This window comes from Brucella sp. IR073, from assembly GCF_049065735.1.
Taxonomy (GTDB): Bacteria; Pseudomonadota; Alphaproteobacteria; order Rhizobiales; family Rhizobiaceae; genus Paramesorhizobium.
Genome location: NZ_JBAKHD010000001.1, coordinates 558113 through 573904, shown reverse-complemented (window position 1 = coordinate 573904; position 15792 = coordinate 558113). Strand labels below are relative to the sequence as shown.

Below are 15792 nucleotides of genomic sequence, written 5' to 3'. Positions count from 1 at the left end.
GTTTTGCCTATCGGAGGCTTTCCGTGTATCTTACTGACTATCTGACTAGGTGAAGCGATGAGCAAGCGAATAGAAGTAACAAAAACGAAGCGAGCGGTGACAGGCCGATGGAAGCTTGAAGACGCGAAAGCGCGCTTCAGCGAGGTGGTGCGAACCGCCCGCGAAGAGGGGCCGCAGCGCGTAAGCGTACGTGGCCGCGATGCAGTCGTGGTGATGAGCGTTGAGGAGTTCGAACGCCTCGTGCCGGAGGTACCCCGTGTGCCATTTGTTCAGTTCATGGAAAGCCTTCACCTTGATGGCCTTGACCTCGAACGTGAAATAGATCGCGGAAGGGACGTCGAGCTGTGAGGGGTTGGCTGCTTGACACCAATGTCGTAGCCGCTCTGATCAATCCGAATGGCGCTCCATCGGTGAAGCGCTGGGCCGAGGCTCAGGATGAAGAAAGCCTCTTCATCAGTGTGCTTACGCTAGGCGAATACGACAAAGGTATTCACAATCTACCCGCCAATCATCCAGACCGCCCACGCTATATGGCGACACGCGATGCGCTGGCGGATCGCTTCGGCGACCGTGTTCTCTCCCTTAGCGATGCAATCGTTTGGCGCTGGGGACGGATATCAGGCGAGATCAAACGTGGGAGCGGACATGCGCCGCCTGTAATCGATACGATGCTCGCCGCGACCGCGCTTGAATATAAGCTCTATCTGGTTACACGAGACGTGAAGGATACGAGATCGTCCGGTGCGGTCGTATTCGATCCATGGAATGACGACATGCAAATGTTCCACTAGCAAGTTGAGATAGCCCATCCCCTACTTCATCTTATAAACCTGCTCATCCCCCGGAAACGCCCGCGCCTTCACATCCTCCGCATAGGCCTTCACAGCCTCCTCTATGGCCGCCCCCACGGCACCATATTGCTTGACGAATTTCGGCGGGCGGGGGTTGAGGCCCAGCATATCCTCCAGCACCAGGATCTGCCCGTCGCACTCCTTCGAGGCACCGATGCCGATGGTGGGGATGGCGGTTTCACGGGTGATCTCGGCGGCGAGCGGCTCGACGATGCCTTCCAGCACGACGGCGAAGGCGCCGGCTTCCGCGACTGCCTGGGCATCCGCCTTGATCGCCGGCCAATGGGCGGGGTCGCGGCCTTGCGTCTTGAAGCCGCCGAGGATGTTGACCGACTGGGGCGTCAGGCCGATATGCGCCATGACGGGAATGCCGCGCTCGGTGAGAAAACGGATCGTCTCGGCCATGCGCGCGCCACCCTCCAGCTTCACCGCGCCGCAAGCGGTTTCCTTCATGATGCGGGCGGCGTTGCGGAAGGCTTCCGAGGGACTTTCCTCATAGGTGCCGAAGGGCATGTCCACGACGATGAGGGCCTTATTCGAGCCACGGACCACGGCGCGGCCATGCACGATCATCATGTCGAGCGTGACGCCGATAGTAGAATCCATCCCGTGCATGACCATGCCGAGGCTGTCGCCCACCAGCATGAAATCCGCGTAGCGGTCGACAATCGCCGCAGTATGGGCGTGATAGGCGGTGAGCGACACAATGGGCCGTCCGCCCTTCATCGCGCGGATTTCCGGGGCGGTAACGCGGCGGGTGGTGATTTCTCGGCTCATGGGCACCTCTTGGCGAATAGTGAATGGTGAAAGCGGCTATTCACCCTATCACTCTTTGATCGATCAACCGCACCTTACCGAAGCGGACGGTTAAGAGCACCACGACGGGTTTCTCGAATTTCCCGGTAAGCTTCGATAAATCCGCCGCATCGCGTATATCCACCGCCTCGATGGATCCACGCGGTTCGGCTTCAAGGACGTTCATCACCGCCTTGCGGATGGCTGTCACGGAGCGCTCGCCTTGTGCGGCCAGGCTTTGCGCTGCGTTCAGCGCCTTCGACAGCACCACGGCGGCCCTGCGGTCTTCGGCCGTCAGCAGCGCGTTGCGCGAGGAGCAGGCGAGGCCGTCCTCTTCGCGCACGGTCGGCACGCCGATGATTTCCACCGGCATATCCAGATCCGTCACCATGCGGCGGATAATGGCGAGTTGCTGGTAGTCCTTCTCGCCGAAGAAGGCGCGATCCGGCTGGACGATGTTGAAAAGCTTGGTGACAACGGTCGTCACGCCGCGAAAGTGGCCGGGGCGGAGTTTTCCCATCAGAACGCGGGAGAGGTTCGTCACTTCCACGATGGTTTCAGCGCCGGGGCGATAAATCTCAGCCACCTCAGGGGTGAAGACATAATCGACACCCTCCGCTTCCAGCAATTCCAGATCGCGCTTCAGGTCGCGGGGATAGGTGGAAAGGTCCTCGTTCGGACCGAATTGCGTCGGGTTGAGGAAGATCGACACGACGGTGATATCGCAAGCCTTGCGGGCCTCCCGCGCCAGCGTCAGATGGCCGATATGGAGATAGCCCATGGTCGGCACGAGGCCGATGGTATTACCGGAACGGCGTTCCGTTTTTAAGGCCGCGCGGAGGTCCGCGATGGTCGAAATGACGTTCATGGGTTGACCCCTATATCCAGCCCCACATCCAGCGTCGGCGCGGCCATGGTGATCTTCGAGGTCGAGATATAATCGACACCCGTTTCCGCAATAACCCGGATCGTATCGAAGGAAATGTTGCCGGAAGCCTCCAATTTGGCGCGATTTGCGGTCATTTTTACGGCTTTTTCAAGGACCGGCGGGGACATGTTGTCGAGGAGGATCACGTCCGCGCCTGCCCCCAGCGCCTGTTCCAATTGCTCGAGCGTATCCACCTCGATCTCGATCTTCACCAGATGCCCGGCATAGGCGCGCGCCCCTTCGATGGCTTCCGTGACGCCGCCAGCAACGGCGATGTGGTTGTCCTTGATGAGGATGGCGTCATCAAGGCCGAAGCGGTGGTTGGCGCCGCCGCCGCAGCGCACCGCATATTTGGCGAAGGCGCGCATGCCGGGCACGGTCTTGCGCGTGTCGCAGACCTTGGCGTTCGTATGGGCGATGAGATCCGCGAATTTCGCGGTGTAGGTGGCGATGCCGCTCAAATACATCAGGAAATTCAATGCCACCCGCTCGGCGGAAAGAATGGCGCGGGCATGTCCGGCGACCCGGGCGAGCGGCTGGCCGGGCGTGACTTTATCGCCATCCCTAGCCAATGCGATGAAGGAAAGGGTGGGGTCGAGCAGGGTGAATGCGGCTTCGGCCAGCGGCAGGCCGGCGATGATCCCCGCCTCGCGGGTGGTGAGCACCGCCTCCGCCTGCGCGCCTTCGGCGATGGTGGCTTGCGTGGTGATGTCGCCCGCGCGGCCCAGATCCTCGGCCAGCGCGGCGCGCACCGCATCCTCTATGAGTAATCGCGGCAGGACGGGCGGGTTGGGTCTGGGGGTCATCAGGCAAATTCCCTGTGGTTCTGGATAAAGCCGTCGGCTTCGGCAAGGGTAAGGCGGGAGCGGTGTTGCCATTCAGGCTTGGCGTCGGGGAAATCGGTGCGGAAATGCGCGCCGCGGCTTTCCTGGCGTTTTAAGGCGCTGACGGCGACGAGTTTGGCGGCAGTGAGCGCGTTGGTGAAGGCGGGGTTACGGTTGGTGCGTTCGAGGGCGAGGATGGTGTGGAGGCCCTCCTCCATGCCCGTGCGGTCGCGGATAACGCCGAAATGGGTGCTCATGGTTTTGCGGAGGAGGGTGATGGCTACGGCATTATCATGATCGACTGTCGAGCTAAAATGGACGCCCCCCTCTGTCCTGCCGGACATCTCCCCCTCAAGGGGGGAGATTGACTGGGAGGCCCGATTTCGCCAATCGTCAATGTTGCCGAAGGAAGAACCGTCACCGATGAAGGCCAATCTCCCCCCTTGAGGGGGAGATGTCCGGCAGGACAGAGGGGGGTGATCCTTGCGCGATGTTTTAACCGAAAAACACGCCTCAACATCCCCCGCCACCCGCGCGGCGAACACCACCGCCTCAAGAAGCGAATTCGACGCCAGCCGGTTGGCGCCATGCACTCCCGTCGAGGCCACTTCGCCGCAGGCCCATAACCCTTCGAGCGAGGTTCGGCCCTGGGTATCGGTCAAAACACCGCCCATGAAATAATGCGCTGCCGGGACGATGGGGATCGGCTGCGTCACCGGATCGATGCCGACTTCCCGGGCATAGCCATAAACGGTAGGGAATTCCTCAGGGAAGCTTGCGCCGACGGCCTTTGTGCAGTCGAGCCATGCGCCCCTCCCCGCCATGACTTCCGCGAAAATGCCGCGCGCCACCACGTCGCGCGGGGCCATCTCGGCCGCCGGATGGAGCGCCTGCATGAAGCGTTCGCCGCGGTCGTTGACGAGCATCGCGCCATGGCCGCGCAAGGCTTCCGTCGCGAGCGGTGCGGGGTCCTTGCCAACGTCGAGCGCGGTGGGGTGAAACTGCACGAACTCCATGTCCGCCACGATTGCCCCGGCCCGCGCGGCCATCCCGACGCCTATGCCCAGGGCTTCGGGCGGATTGGTGGTCACCGCATAGAGATGGCCGATGCCGCCGGAGGCGAGCACCACGGCACGGGCGGGGAGATGGAAGCGCTCACCTTCGCCACGGGCGAGAATGCCGGTCACCCGGCCCCCCTCCTTAAGAATGTCTTCGGCGATACAGTTTTCCAGCACCTCGATGGAGGGCGTGCGGCGCACCGCCTCCACCAGCGCCTGCATGATGGCGCGGCCCGCCATGTCGCCGCGCACCCGGACCACCCGGCTTTGCGAATGCGCCGCCTCGCGGGAGACCTGCAAACGCCCCTGAAGATCACGGTCGAACGGGACGCCGTAGGAAAGGAGATCATGGACACGCGCGGCGGCCTCAGTGACCATGCCTTTCGCGATTTCCTCGTCCACGATGCCGTCGCCTGCGGCGAGCGTATCGGCCAGATGCTGCTCGATGGTATCGCCGTCCGCCACGGCGGCCGCAATGCCAGCTTGCGCCCACGCCGACGACGCGCCATGGCCGATGGGCGCGGCGGCGAGAACAGTGACCGGACGCGGCGCGAGTTTGAGCGCGCAGAAGAGGCCTGCGAGACCACCGCCGACGATGATGATGTCGTTAGTGGGCATGGGGGGCCTCGTTGGAAAAGCGTTGCGCTTGACGAACACCCCCCTCTGTCCTGCCGGACATCTCCCCCTCAAGGGGGGAGATTACACTGTCATGGCCGGTCGGCACCAATCGTAAACGTTGCAGAAGGAAAGCGGAGCGTCGTGCCAGCCAATCTCCCCCCTTGAGGGGGAGATGCCCGGCAGGGCAGAGGGGGGTAAACAGCATCGACGTTCCCTCAATTCCGCAAATTTACCATGCGTTCCACCGCGCGGCGGGCGCGCTCGGCTATTGTGGGATCGACGTGGATTTCCTCGCGCATGAAGAGGAGGCTGTCCAGAATCTTCGGCAAGGTGATGCGCTTCATGTGGGGGCAGAGGTTGCAGGGCTTGACGAATTCGACGCCGGGCAAGTCCGCCTCGATGTTCGACGCCATGGAGCATTCGGTGACGAGCAGCACCTTGGCGGGACGGTTCTTCCGGACGTAATCGATCATGCCGCTGGTCGAGCCGGCGAAGTCCGAGACGGCCACCACTTCCGGCGGGCATTCGGGATGGGCGATGATCTGGATGGAAGGGTCGGTTTCCTTGTAGGCGAGCAATTCCTCAGGCGTGAAGCGCTCATGCACCTCGCAATGGCCCTTCCACGTCAGCACCTTGACCTTTGTCTGCGCGGCGACATTCTGCGCCAGGAACTCGTCGGGGATGCAGAGGACGCGGTCGGTGCCGAAGCTTTCCACCACCTCCACCGCATTGGCTGACGTGCAGCAGATGTCGCTCTCGGCCTTCACCTCGGCCGATGTGTTGACATAGGTGACGATGGGTACGCCCGGATAGGTCTCGCGCAGCAGCCGCACATCGGCGCCGGTGATGGATTCCGCCAGCGAGCAGCCGGCGGCCATGTCGGGCATCAGCACGGTCTTTTCCGGGTTCAACAGCTTCGACGTTTCGGCCATGAAATGCACGCCGCACTGGACGATGATTTCGGCATCCACCCTTGTCGCCTCGCGGGCGAGCTGCAGCGAGTCGCCTACGATATCGGCCACGCAGTGGAAGATTTCCGGCGTCTGGTAATTATGGGCGAGGATGACGGCCCCGCGCTCCTTCTTCAGCCGGTTGATCGCGGCGATATAGGGCGCATGGACCGGCCATTCGATGCGCGGGATATGGTGCGCCACGCGCTCGTAAAGATGCTCGGTCTCCCGCGCCACCTCGGGCGTGAATTCCAGCGCGGGCATTTCCTTTATCCCGAACCGCTCCGCCGCGGTCGCCTTCGCCGTGATTGCTGCTGCCGCATTCGCCGTCATGCCATGCCCTCCCGCTATTTATGCTCACTTTGAGCATAATCATGCGCAAAAGAAAAACGGCCAATGCCGTCGCGCAGGACAGTATGACCATAATGGCCGCGCTGCAAGCGGGGTTGTCATAAAAAGTTCGCACCCTCCTTCCCCTTGCGGGGATTGAGGAGCGGTCGGCCAAAGGCCGAGGAAAAGCCAACGATTTGGCTTTTCCAGCGACGAACGCCGCGTTAGCGGGCGGATGGGGGTGGTGACGTTTGCGCGTTTGCCGACGAACGTAGCGCAAACGTCACCACCCCCACCCGACCCTTCGGGCCACCCTCCCCGCAAGGGGAGGAGGGAGGGAAAGGCGGAAGATCAAATTCCCTGATCAAAGGTTCAAACCAATTCGTTTGAATGATCGATGTCCGTGGTTACATTCACATCTTCCGATTGACGCAGGAATCATCCCATGACCTCCTCCGCGAAGCAAAACCATTTGCCCTGGCTCATCATCGCCTCGGGCTGCCTGATTGCGCTGATGACCTTCGGGCCGCGTTCGGCCATGGGCATATTCCAACTGCCGATGCTGAGCGAGAAGGGCTGGGACCGCACGACATTCGGCCTCGCCATGGCGCTGCAGAATTTGTTCTGGGGCGCGGGGCAACCCTTTTTCGGCGCGATTGCGGATAAATATGGCACATGGCGGGTGCTGGTCATGTCGGCGCTGCTCTATGCGAGCGGGCTTCTGATGATGGCCCATGCGAGCGCGCCGCTGTGGCTGCATATGGGTGGCGGCATTCTCATCGGTCTCGGCGTTGCAGCGGGCTCGTTCGGCATCGTGCTCTCCGCCTTCGCGCGCAATGTGCCGGCGGAGAAGCGCACCTTCGTCTTCGGGCTCGGCACGGCGGCGGGGTCGGCGGGCATGTTCGTCTTCGCGCCGATCAGCCTGGGCCTTATCGAGCGCTTCGGCTGGTCGGACGCGCTGGTCTATATGGGTATCGCCATGCTAGTCATCCCCGTGCTGGCGGTGCCGCTCAGGGGCAATTCGTCGAGCGGGCGAATTGCGCAGGATGCCTACAAGCAATCCATCGGCGCGGCATTGCGCGAGGCGCTGGGGCATAAGAGCTATCTGTTGCTGACTGCCGGGTTCTTCGTCTGCGGTTTCCAGGTGGCCTTCATCACCGCGCATTTCCCGGCCTATATCGCGGATATCGGCATCGAGCCGCATTATGCCGTGTGGGGGCTGGCGCTGATCGGCTTCTTCAATATCATCGGCTCGCTGGCGTCGGGCGTCATCAGCCAGAGGACGTCGAAGCCGATTTTCCTGTCGCTGCTTTATCTGGCGCGCTCGGTGCTCGTCGCCGCCTTCCTGCTGCTGCCGCAGTCGGGCATGTCGGTGCTGATCTTCTCGGGGCTGATGGGGCTTCTTTGGCTGTCCACCGTGCCGCCGACGAATGCCCTCGTCGCCATCATGTTCGGCACGCGCTATCTAGGAATGCTGGGCGGCCTCGTCTTCTTCTCGCACCAGATCGGCTCGTTCCTCGGCGTCTGGCTCGGCGGTTATCTCTATGACCGCTTCGGCTCCTACGATCCGGTGTGGTGGTTCGGCGTGGTGCTGGGTCTCTTCGCGGCGCTGGTGCATTGGCCGATCCGCGAGAGCCCGGTGGAGAGGCCAGCGCTGCAGGCGGCGGAGTGAGGGCTACTCGCCGAAAAAGGCGTAGAGTTCGAAGAGAGTCATGACGAGAGCCTCCTTAGCTCAAGCCATGCCTACTGCTGCAGCTTAATTCGATTGCCGCGGTTTGCTATCATTTTTGGCCCGGTCCTTGCGGGTTATGAAAAGCATAAGTGCTGCGATCAGTAATGCGCACCTCGCCACCATCAAATTATCTGCATGGCGCGGAAGAAGAATCAATCGGGAAAAGGCGCGTTTACCACCTTCCCCAACGCCGCCATGAACCCCGCCCGCGCTTCCGGCGGGGTCAAGGCTCGTGGTTCCCAGACGTGGCGCATCAGGAAATAGCCGGTCATGCGGAAGGCGGCGTCGATTTCGGCGAGGGAATCGGCGCGGACGCGGGTGTCGGAGACGAATTCCGGCAGGGGCAGCAGCTTGTCGGCGTAGGGCGCTCCTGCGTCACGCGAAACGGCGCGGCCTGATTTCGGCGAGACATAGGCGAGGTGCTCGCGGCTGCCCGTCGCCGCGCAGGCGGTCAGGTCCAGGCCGAAGCCCAGTTCCTCCAGCATCATCACCTCGAAGCGCAAGAGCAATTCGCCTGCCGCCATCGGATCGCCGAAATGCTCGATCATCAGGCCGAGCGTTTCGTACAAAGCCGGATGCGGGTCGCGCTCGGGCAGGAGACGCAAGTGCGCAGCGGCGAGCTGGATGCCGTAGAGCGCCACCGGCATTTCAATGAGGCGCGCGGCGGCGAAGCTCAGGGGCTCGATCTGGAATGTGCCCATATGCTCGTCGAGCCGGGCATACCACAGCGCATCGACGCGGTTGCCGGGCTGCAGCAGAGGCTGCTGCTTGCGCGAACGCCCCCCCCGCACCAGCCCCAGATGCCGCCCATGGGCGCGGGTCATCAATTCGACAATGACGCTCGTCTCGCCATGCCGCCTCGTGCCGAGGATGATGCCTTCATCGCGCCATTCCATGGGATAGGTTCCATTCAAACGTTGGCGTGGAAGCCCCCTACCCCGGAAACTCCAGCCCCATCTCGCGATACCGCTCGGGGTCGTTGCCCCAATTGTCGCGCACCTTGACGAAAAGGAACAGATGCACCGGCTGTTCCAGCATTTCTGCGATTTCCTTGCGCGCGGCCTGGCCGATGGCCTTGACCGTTTCGCCCTTGTGGCCGAGGACGATCTTCTTCTGGCTCTCGCGCTCGACATAGATCACCTGCTCGATGCGCACCGAGCCGTCCTTGCGCTCTTCCCAGCGCTCCGTCTCAACCGTCGAGGCGTAGGGCAGTTCCTCGTGGAGGCGAAGGTACAGCTTCTCGCGCGTGACTTCCGCGGCGAGCTGGCGCATCGGCATGTCGGAGATCTGGTCTTCCGGATAATACCAGGGGCCGACCGGCAACGCCTTGGCGAGATAGTCGCGCAGATCCTTGCAGCCGGAGCCGGTCAGCGCGGAGATCATGAAAGTGCGCTCGAAGTGGATTTTTTCGTTCGCCTTTGCGGCAAGATCGAGGAGAGAGGGCGGATCGACGCGGTCAACTTTGTTTAAAACAAGGATTTTCGGCTGGCGCACATCCTTGAGACTGTCAAGAATGGCTTCCGCCTCCTCGTTGAGCCGGCCCTGCGCGTCGATGATGACGAGCACCAGATCGGCATCGCGCGCGCCGCCCCAGGCGGTCGTCACCATGGCGCGGTCGAGCCGGCGCTTGGGGCGGAAGATGCCCGGCGTGTCGATGAGCACGATCTGGGTGCGGTCGTGGATCAGGATGCCGCGCACCAGCGCGCGGGTCGTCTGGACCTTGTGCGTGACGATGGAAACCTTGGTGCCGACGAGCTGGTTCACCAGCGTGGATTTGCCCGCATTCGGCGCGCCGATGAGCGCGACGAAGCCGGAGCGCGTCGGGCCATCGTTCTCGCCTTGCGGGATGGATGGTTCGGTCATTGCACTCCTTCTTCCGCTTCCGGACGCTGCCACACGCCCTCACGGTATAATATCTCGGCGGCGGCGTTCTGCTCGGCGATTCTCTTGGACCGGCCGATTCCGACAGCCGCATCGAAGCCCGCCACTGTCACCTCCACGGTGAATTGGGGGTCGTGATCCGGCCCGACGCGGCTCTTGATGACATAGCGGGGCTGTGCGCCCTTCTGCTGGTGCGCCCATTCCTGCAATTCGGTCTTCGCATCGCGGCGGCCCGCTTCGGTTTCGCGCGAACGCGGCTCCCAGTAGCGGCGGATGAAGGGGCGGACCGCATCGAGCCCCCCTTCCAGATAGATGCTGGCGATCAGCGCCTCGATGACATCGGCGCGCACATTCATCAGCCGCTTTTCGGTCATCAGCGCCTTGATGTCGGCCCCGGTGCGAATGAGCGCATGAAGGCCGATCTCGTCGGCGATGGCGGCGCAGGTCTCGGCATTGACGAGCGCGTTGAGCCGCACCGACAATTCGCCCTCGGCGGCCTTCGGAAAGGCGGCGAACAGCATTTCCGCAACGACCAGGCCCAGAACGCGGTCGCCCAGGAATTCCAGCCGCTCATAATTCGCGCCGGCCTGCTGCCGCGCGCTCGCATGGGTCAATGCCCGTTCGAGCCGCGCGGGGTCGCTGAATGTGTGCCCCGTCTTTTCCTCAAGAAATCGCGCAATATCGATCTTGCCCGTCATGCCTACTCGGTTTCCAGCTTCTTGAGCGGCGGCTCGGAATTGACCGAAGTGAACAGACGGCTCAGGCGCAGATCCGCCGGCCAGCGCCAGATCTCCAGCGGGCTTGCGCCCCTGGCGATGGAGAAGAAGATGACATTGGCGCGCCCGACCAGATTTTCGAACGGCACGTAGCCGACCGTGAAACGGCTATCGAGCGAATTGTCTCTGTTATCGCCCATCATGAAATAATGGCCGGCAGGCACTTCGAAGACGCGCGTGTCGTCGCCGATGGAGTTGGGCGCGAGCTCGAGCGTGTCGTAGCTGACGCCGTTGGGCAGCGTCTCGCGATAGACCTCGACCGGGCGATTCTGCTCGGTGATGTCAGGGTTGTTGATCTCGCCGATCTTCTCGCGCTTGACCGGCACGTCGTTGATGTAAAGCACGCCCTGGCGCATCTGGATACGGTCGCCCGGAAGGCCGACGACGCGCTTGATATAATCGACGGAGGGGTCGCTCGGCAGCTTGAAGACGACAATGTCGCCGCGCTTCGGCTCGCTCGCCCAGATGCGCCCGGAGAACAGATCCGGCGAGAAAGGCAGCGAGAAATGCGAATAGCCATAGGAGAATTTGGAGACGAAGAGATAATCACCCTCCAGCAGCGTCGGCCGCATCGAGCCCGAGGGGATGCTGAAAGGCTGGAACAGAAATGTCCTTATGATCAGCGCGAGGATCAGGGCCTGCACGACGACGCTCAAGGTTTCCCCGAAGCCGCCGGATTTTTTCGCTTCGCTCTTGTCGGACACGCTCATCAGTTCTCCGATTACACTCTCGGCGTTTTATTAGCCGTTACAATTGCGTGAAGCAATCCAGCCCATGCGAATGCCTGAGGATTGGTAAATGTCAGGACGAAGGCAGCGCCTCAATGATTACAAATGCCTGCGCCAGAGGGAAATCATCGGTAATGGTCAAATGTATGGCAGCGGTGTGACCGGGCGGCACAATTCGGGCAAGCCGCGCCGCCGCGCCATTCGTCAGCTTCATGGTCGGCTTGCCCGACGGCAGATTGACCACACCCATGTCGCGCCAGAACACGCCGTCCGACATGCCGGTGCCGAGCGCCTTGGCGCAGGCCTCCTTGGCGGCGAAGCGCTTGGCATAGGAGGCGGCGCGCTGGGCGCGGGCATCGGACTTTGCCCGCTCGATGTCGGTGAAAACCCGGTGGGTGAAGCGCTCGCCATGGCGCTCCAGCGTCTTTTCGACCCGGCGGATATCGATGAGATCGCTGCCGATGCCGATGATCATGCCGCGCAGGCCCTCGCTCTCAGCCGTTCCAGCCGCTTGCGACGGAAGGCGGCGGTGGCCCAGCGCGCGGCCACATAGACGGCCAGCGCGAAGACAAGCCCGAGCACCGTCGAGCCGAACAGCATCGGCTTCAGCACGGGCCCCCATATATCGGCGAGGTTGAAATGCTGAAGGAACCGGCCGAGATGGTCCGGCATGTCCGCCGACGAGAGATTCCCGGTCAGCAGGAACCGGCCGAACTCGAAGGTCGCGCCCCAGATGACGGGGATGGTCAGTGGATTGGCGACCGTCGTGCCCAGCGCCGCCGCCGCCACATTGCCCGCGCATAGCCAGGCAAGAATAATGGCGATGATAATGTGGAAGCCGAAAAACGGCGTGAAAGCCGAAAACACACCGACCGCCAGCCCCGCCGCGACCGCATGGGGCGAAGCGGTGATCCGCATCAGGCGCTTCCCCATATAGCGGAACGAACGGGAAAATGACCGCCGCGGCCAAAGCCAGGTGCGCAGCCGTTCTCTGAAACCTGCTGGTTTGCGGCGTTGAAAAAGCATGAGAGTTTCATAGCGGGAATAAGGGACTAAGGGAATAGGCGAAGCATAGTAAGCAGGCACGTCTCAGCCCGGCACCCATTTGCTGCCTATGGCTGCGGGTTCATCAATGCCTTCCGGAAGGTCGGTGAAGGCGCGCGAGTCGGAAGGGCGCCGGCCCGGCTTGGTCGGATGCGTCATTTCATGAATGATCTCATCCGCCGATGCGACCACGCCGACGCGTTCCAGCCCGCGCAGCATTCCAACGGTCGAGAGAAGATGCAGATGCGGCGGCTTGTTGAAAACACGGATGGCTGCATCCTCGAACAGGATCGCCACCGGGTCGCCGGGGCGCAGAAATTTGCGCAAGCCCTCGTCCGAGGACATGAAATCGACAATGGCCAATTCTCCGGCATTCTTCTTCAACCGCTCGCCGCGCTGCCGTTTCCGGCGCTGCTCCTGTCCGATATCGGTGGCCTCGATCATAAAGGGCGGCCGGTTGCCGTCGATGAATGTCTTGACTTCCCTATCCTTGAGATAGGCGGGGTCGCTTGTCAGTTCGTCATAGACCGCATCGACAACCACGAGCGGCATTTCAAGCGCCAGCAGGAGGTGCAATTGATCCGCCACCCACAGGCTGTTGAACGGCCCGGAATCCGGAATAATGAGCGTGCAGCGCTTCATGATTGTTTCCAAAGCCGGGCCAAGGTGACGGCCTGATTTTCGATTTCGTGAGCGGGGGGAAGCGGCATCGGCAGGTCGGCATCGCCAAGCGCGACCAGCAGTTCCTCGTAATCACGTAAGCCGAGCCGTCGGATCGCTTCGTCGCGGGCGATTTGCCCCTTCGAATAGGCCAGCAAAGGGTCATCCTCCCCAATATTGGAGATATCCGAAGTAATCGCCTCCAGATGCTCACGGACAATCGCGGTCATCGTCGTCCCATGGCTGGCGGCATAAGCCTTGGCCCGGGCTACGAGCTTGTCAGGCAGATTGAATGTGGTGTTTTTCAGCATCAGTGAAATCTCCAATCACATATATATGTGATGACCGATGGAAAAACAATAAATGGTCGGAAATCGGGGCAGTAGGGCATTCGTTTCTACTACTCCCTTACTTCCCTCCCCCATAATACCTTGGCGGCACACCCAGCATCCGCTTGAACATGGTCGTAAAAGCGGGGACGCTGTCGTATCCCAGATCGAGCGCCACGCTCGTCACCGGCTCGCCATCGGCGAGGCGCGGCAGGGCGGCGAAGAGGCAGGCTTGCTGGCGCCAGAGCGAGAAGCTGAGGCCCGTTTCGCGCTGGAAGGTTCGGGTGAAGGAGCGGCGGCTCATGGCGAGTTTTTCGGCCCATTCATCGATCGTGGCGCGGGGAGACGGCTTTTCGATGAAACGACGGCAGAGCGCGGCGAGCCTGGCATCGGTGGGGAAAGGCAAGCCCAGCGGCTTTTCCGGCAGGGTATGCAGATCGCGCAGGATCAATTCGATCACCAGCGCGTCGCGGCTGCCGGGTTCGGGTATGCTGTCGGAGGAGGTGGCGTCGTCGATGAGGCTGCGCATCAGGTCGGTCAGCCCCACCACATGGAGATGGTCGGGCACACCGGCGACCGCATCGACGGCGACATAGATGGAGCGCATCAGGACCTCGCCTAATATTTCCACCGAATGCTCCACGCCCGCCGGTATCCAGATCGCGTGGTCGCCCGGCACCATCCAGCGTCCGGCATCCGTCGTCACCAAAACCACCCCTTGCGAAGCGCATAGAAGCTGGGCGCGGCTATGGCTGTGACGCGGCACGAAATAGCCGTCGGGATATCTCGTCGGAAGCGCAATCAGCGGTCCCTGCATATTTTCGAGCATGAAAAGACGCTGCTGATGCAGTTTTTGCAGTTCTTCCCTCTCCATCGAGAGAAATTCGGGGAATAGCTGCCGTCTCATCAGTTTGGCCCAATCGCGAAAGAAATGGACCAAACCACGAAAGCAGGTTGCTTGCAACTTCTGTAGAACCGGCCCCTGCAACGATCCCGTGGCCGGGGCTTACGGCCACGCAAGCAATTTTCCGGAGTCTATCGTGACCGATACCACCGCCGCGGCCGACCGGCCCATCAGCTCAGCCGTCGAGACGACGACGATGAGCATCATCCTCGCGGTCAGTTTCAGCCATCTGCTCAATGACATGATGCAGTCGCTGCTGCCCGCGATGTATCCGATGCTGAAGGACAATTATCAGCTCGATTACTGGCAGATCGGGCTTTTGACCTTTACCTTCCAGGTCACGGCCTCGATTCTGCAGCCGATCATCGGGCTTTATACGGACAAGCGGCCGATGCCCTATTCCCTGTCGGTTGGCATGGGCTTCACCCTCATCGGGCTGGTCATGCTTGCCTTCGCGCGGCATTATCCGCTGCTTCTGGCGGGCGCGGCCTCCGTCGGCATCGGCTCGTCGATCTTCCATCCGGAATCCTCGCGCGTGGCGCGGCTTGCCTCGGGCGGAAAGCACGGGCTGGCGCAATCGCTGTTCCAGGTCGGCGGCAATTTCGGCACGGCAATCGGCCCGCTGCTGGCGGCCTTCATCGTGATGCCGCGCGGCCAGGGCAGCGTGGCGTGGTTCTCCGTCGCCGCGCTGCTGGGCATGTTCATCCTGTGGCGGGTGGGCAACTGGTATGCGCACTACCGTTCGACCAATGCCAACCGCCCGACGCCGAACCGGACGCTGCCCCTGCCCCGCCAGAAGGTGATCGTCGCGCTCGTGGTGCTGGCGATCCTGACCTTCACCAAGAACATCTACCTCGCAAGCATATCGAGCTATTACACCTTCTACACCATGCAGACCTTCGGCGTTTCGGTACAGGCCTCGCAGCTGCTGCTGTTCCTGTTCCTCGGCGCGGTCGCGCTCGGCACGATCCTTGGCGGCCCCATCGGCGACAAGATCGGTTCGCGCGCCGTCATCTGGTTCTCGATCCTCGGCGTTCTGCCCTTCACGCTGGCGCTGCCTTACGCCAGCCTGCCGGTGACGGCGGTGCTGACCGTGATCATCGGCTTCATCCTCGCCTCGGCCTTCCCCGCCATCGTCGTCTTCGCACAGGAGCTGGTGCCGGGCCGGGTCGGCATGATCGCCGGGCTGTTCTTCGGCTTCGCCTTCGGCATGGCCGGCATCGCCGCCGCCGTGCTCGGTCTTGTCGCGGACGCCAAGGGCATATCGTATGTTTATACGATCTGCTCCTATCTGCCGCTGCTCGGGCTGCTGACGGTGTTCCTGCCGAATATGCGGAAGGGTTAAGGGAGTAGGGGAATAGGGGAGTAAGGGAATATGTTAGCA

General features: G+C 62.1%; 18 protein-coding genes. 4 read left to right on the top strand and 14 right to left on the bottom strand.

Annotated elements, in window-relative coordinates; translation table 11 throughout:
• Positions 1-57: 57 nt before the first annotated feature.
• Entirely contained in the window at positions 58-348 is a 291-nt protein-coding gene (locus tag ACOWVG_RS02805) for a type II toxin-antitoxin system Phd/YefM family antitoxin (RefSeq protein ID WP_420959956.1), read from the top strand.
• Positions 345-791 (top strand): type II toxin-antitoxin system VapC family toxin, encoded by a 447-nt coding sequence (locus tag ACOWVG_RS02800; protein ID WP_420959955.1) that lies wholly within the window; start codon positions 345-347, stop codon positions 789-791. Before ACOWVG_RS02805 ends, ACOWVG_RS02800 begins: the two co-directional genes overlap by 4 nt.
• Before the next feature lie 21 nt (positions 792-812).
• Here the strand turns inward: ACOWVG_RS02800 and panB are convergent, their stop codons facing one another.
• The 5 genes from panB to nadA all read right to left on the bottom strand — a co-directional run bounded on the left by panB (position 813) and on the right by nadA (position 6357).
• A complete protein-coding gene (gene panB, locus ACOWVG_RS02795; RefSeq protein WP_420959954.1) occupies positions 813-1628 on the bottom strand; it encodes a 3-methyl-2-oxobutanoate hydroxymethyltransferase in 816 nt (271 codons plus the stop codon).
• A 40-nt stretch (positions 1629-1668) separates the two neighbouring features.
• Positions 1669-2514, bottom strand: coding sequence for a pantoate--beta-alanine ligase (panC, locus tag ACOWVG_RS02790; protein ID WP_420959953.1), 846 nt, complete (start codon positions 2512-2514; stop codon positions 1669-1671).
• Complete coding sequence (gene nadC / locus ACOWVG_RS02785; RefSeq protein WP_420959952.1) at positions 2511-3380, bottom strand: carboxylating nicotinate-nucleotide diphosphorylase; 870 nt, start codon at positions 3378-3380, stop codon at positions 2511-2513. The genes panC and nadC overlap by 4 nt, the downstream gene beginning before the upstream one ends.
• Positions 3380-5074 carry an L-aspartate oxidase gene (locus tag ACOWVG_RS02780; protein ID WP_420959951.1) on the bottom strand — a complete coding sequence of 565 codons (1695 nt, stop codon included), beginning with the start codon at positions 5072-5074 and terminating at the stop codon, positions 3380-3382. Before ACOWVG_RS02780 ends, nadC begins: the two co-directional genes overlap by 1 nt.
• 215 nt (positions 5075-5289) lie before the next feature.
• Positions 5290-6357, bottom strand: a complete 1068-nt coding sequence (nadA, locus tag ACOWVG_RS02775; protein WP_420959950.1) for a quinolinate synthase NadA — start codon at positions 6355-6357, stop codon at positions 5290-5292.
• A 442-nt stretch (positions 6358-6799) separates the two neighbouring features.
• Between nadA and ACOWVG_RS02770 the strand changes: the two genes are divergently transcribed.
• Positions 6800-8026: an MFS transporter gene (locus tag ACOWVG_RS02770; protein ID WP_420959949.1), complete on the top strand. Its 1227-nt coding sequence runs from the start codon at positions 6800-6802 to the stop codon at positions 8024-8026.
• 212 nt (positions 8027-8238) lie between these two features.
• Here the strand turns inward: ACOWVG_RS02770 and recO are convergent, their stop codons facing one another.
• From recO to ACOWVG_RS02725, 9 genes are all read right to left on the bottom strand, one after another.
• Positions 8239-8982 carry a DNA repair protein RecO gene (gene recO / locus ACOWVG_RS02765; protein ID WP_420959948.1) on the bottom strand — a complete coding sequence of 248 codons (744 nt, stop codon included), beginning with the start codon at positions 8980-8982 and terminating at the stop codon, positions 8239-8241.
• 37 nt (positions 8983-9019) lie between these two features.
• On the bottom strand, positions 9020-9949 hold the full coding sequence (gene era / locus ACOWVG_RS02760) for a GTPase Era (RefSeq protein WP_420959947.1): 930 nt from the start codon (positions 9947-9949) through the stop codon (positions 9020-9022).
• Positions 9946-10665: a ribonuclease III gene (gene rnc, locus ACOWVG_RS02755; protein WP_420959946.1), complete on the bottom strand. Its 720-nt coding sequence runs from the start codon at positions 10663-10665 to the stop codon at positions 9946-9948. Before rnc ends, era begins: the two co-directional genes overlap by 4 nt.
• 2 nt (positions 10666-10667) lie before the next feature.
• Positions 10668-11453: a signal peptidase I gene (gene lepB / locus ACOWVG_RS02750; RefSeq protein WP_420959945.1), complete on the bottom strand. Its 786-nt coding sequence runs from the start codon at positions 11451-11453 to the stop codon at positions 10668-10670.
• A 91-nt stretch (positions 11454-11544) separates the two neighbouring features.
• Positions 11545-11946 carry a holo-ACP synthase gene (gene acpS, locus ACOWVG_RS02745; protein WP_420959944.1) on the bottom strand — a complete coding sequence of 134 codons (402 nt, stop codon included), beginning with the start codon at positions 11944-11946 and terminating at the stop codon, positions 11545-11547.
• Positions 11943-12497 (bottom strand): type IV secretion system effector BspA, encoded by a 555-nt coding sequence (bspA, locus tag ACOWVG_RS02740; RefSeq protein ID WP_420959943.1) that lies wholly within the window; start codon positions 12495-12497, stop codon positions 11943-11945. The genes acpS and bspA overlap by 4 nt, the downstream gene beginning before the upstream one ends.
• A gap of 63 nt (positions 12498-12560) precedes the next feature.
• Positions 12561-13157 (bottom strand): hypothetical protein, encoded by a 597-nt coding sequence (locus ACOWVG_RS02735; RefSeq protein ID WP_420959942.1) that lies wholly within the window; start codon positions 13155-13157, stop codon positions 12561-12563.
• The gene (locus ACOWVG_RS02730; RefSeq protein ID WP_420959941.1) at positions 13154-13486 is read right to left on the bottom strand and encodes a DUF6364 family protein; all 333 of its coding nucleotides are present in this window, start codon (positions 13484-13486) and stop codon (positions 13154-13156) included. The genes ACOWVG_RS02735 and ACOWVG_RS02730 overlap by 4 nt, the downstream gene beginning before the upstream one ends.
• A gap of 97 nt (positions 13487-13583) precedes the next feature.
• The gene (locus tag ACOWVG_RS02725) at positions 13584-14411 is read right to left on the bottom strand and encodes an AraC family transcriptional regulator (RefSeq protein ID WP_420959940.1); all 828 of its coding nucleotides are present in this window, start codon (positions 14409-14411) and stop codon (positions 13584-13586) included.
• A 193-nt stretch (positions 14412-14604) separates the two neighbouring features.
• Here ACOWVG_RS02725 and ACOWVG_RS02720 point away from each other — a divergent pair, with 193 nt between their 5' ends.
• On the top strand, positions 14605-15753 hold the full coding sequence (locus ACOWVG_RS02720) for an MFS transporter (RefSeq protein WP_420960165.1): 1149 nt from the start codon (positions 14605-14607) through the stop codon (positions 15751-15753).
• Positions 15754-15792: the final 39 nt, after the last annotated feature.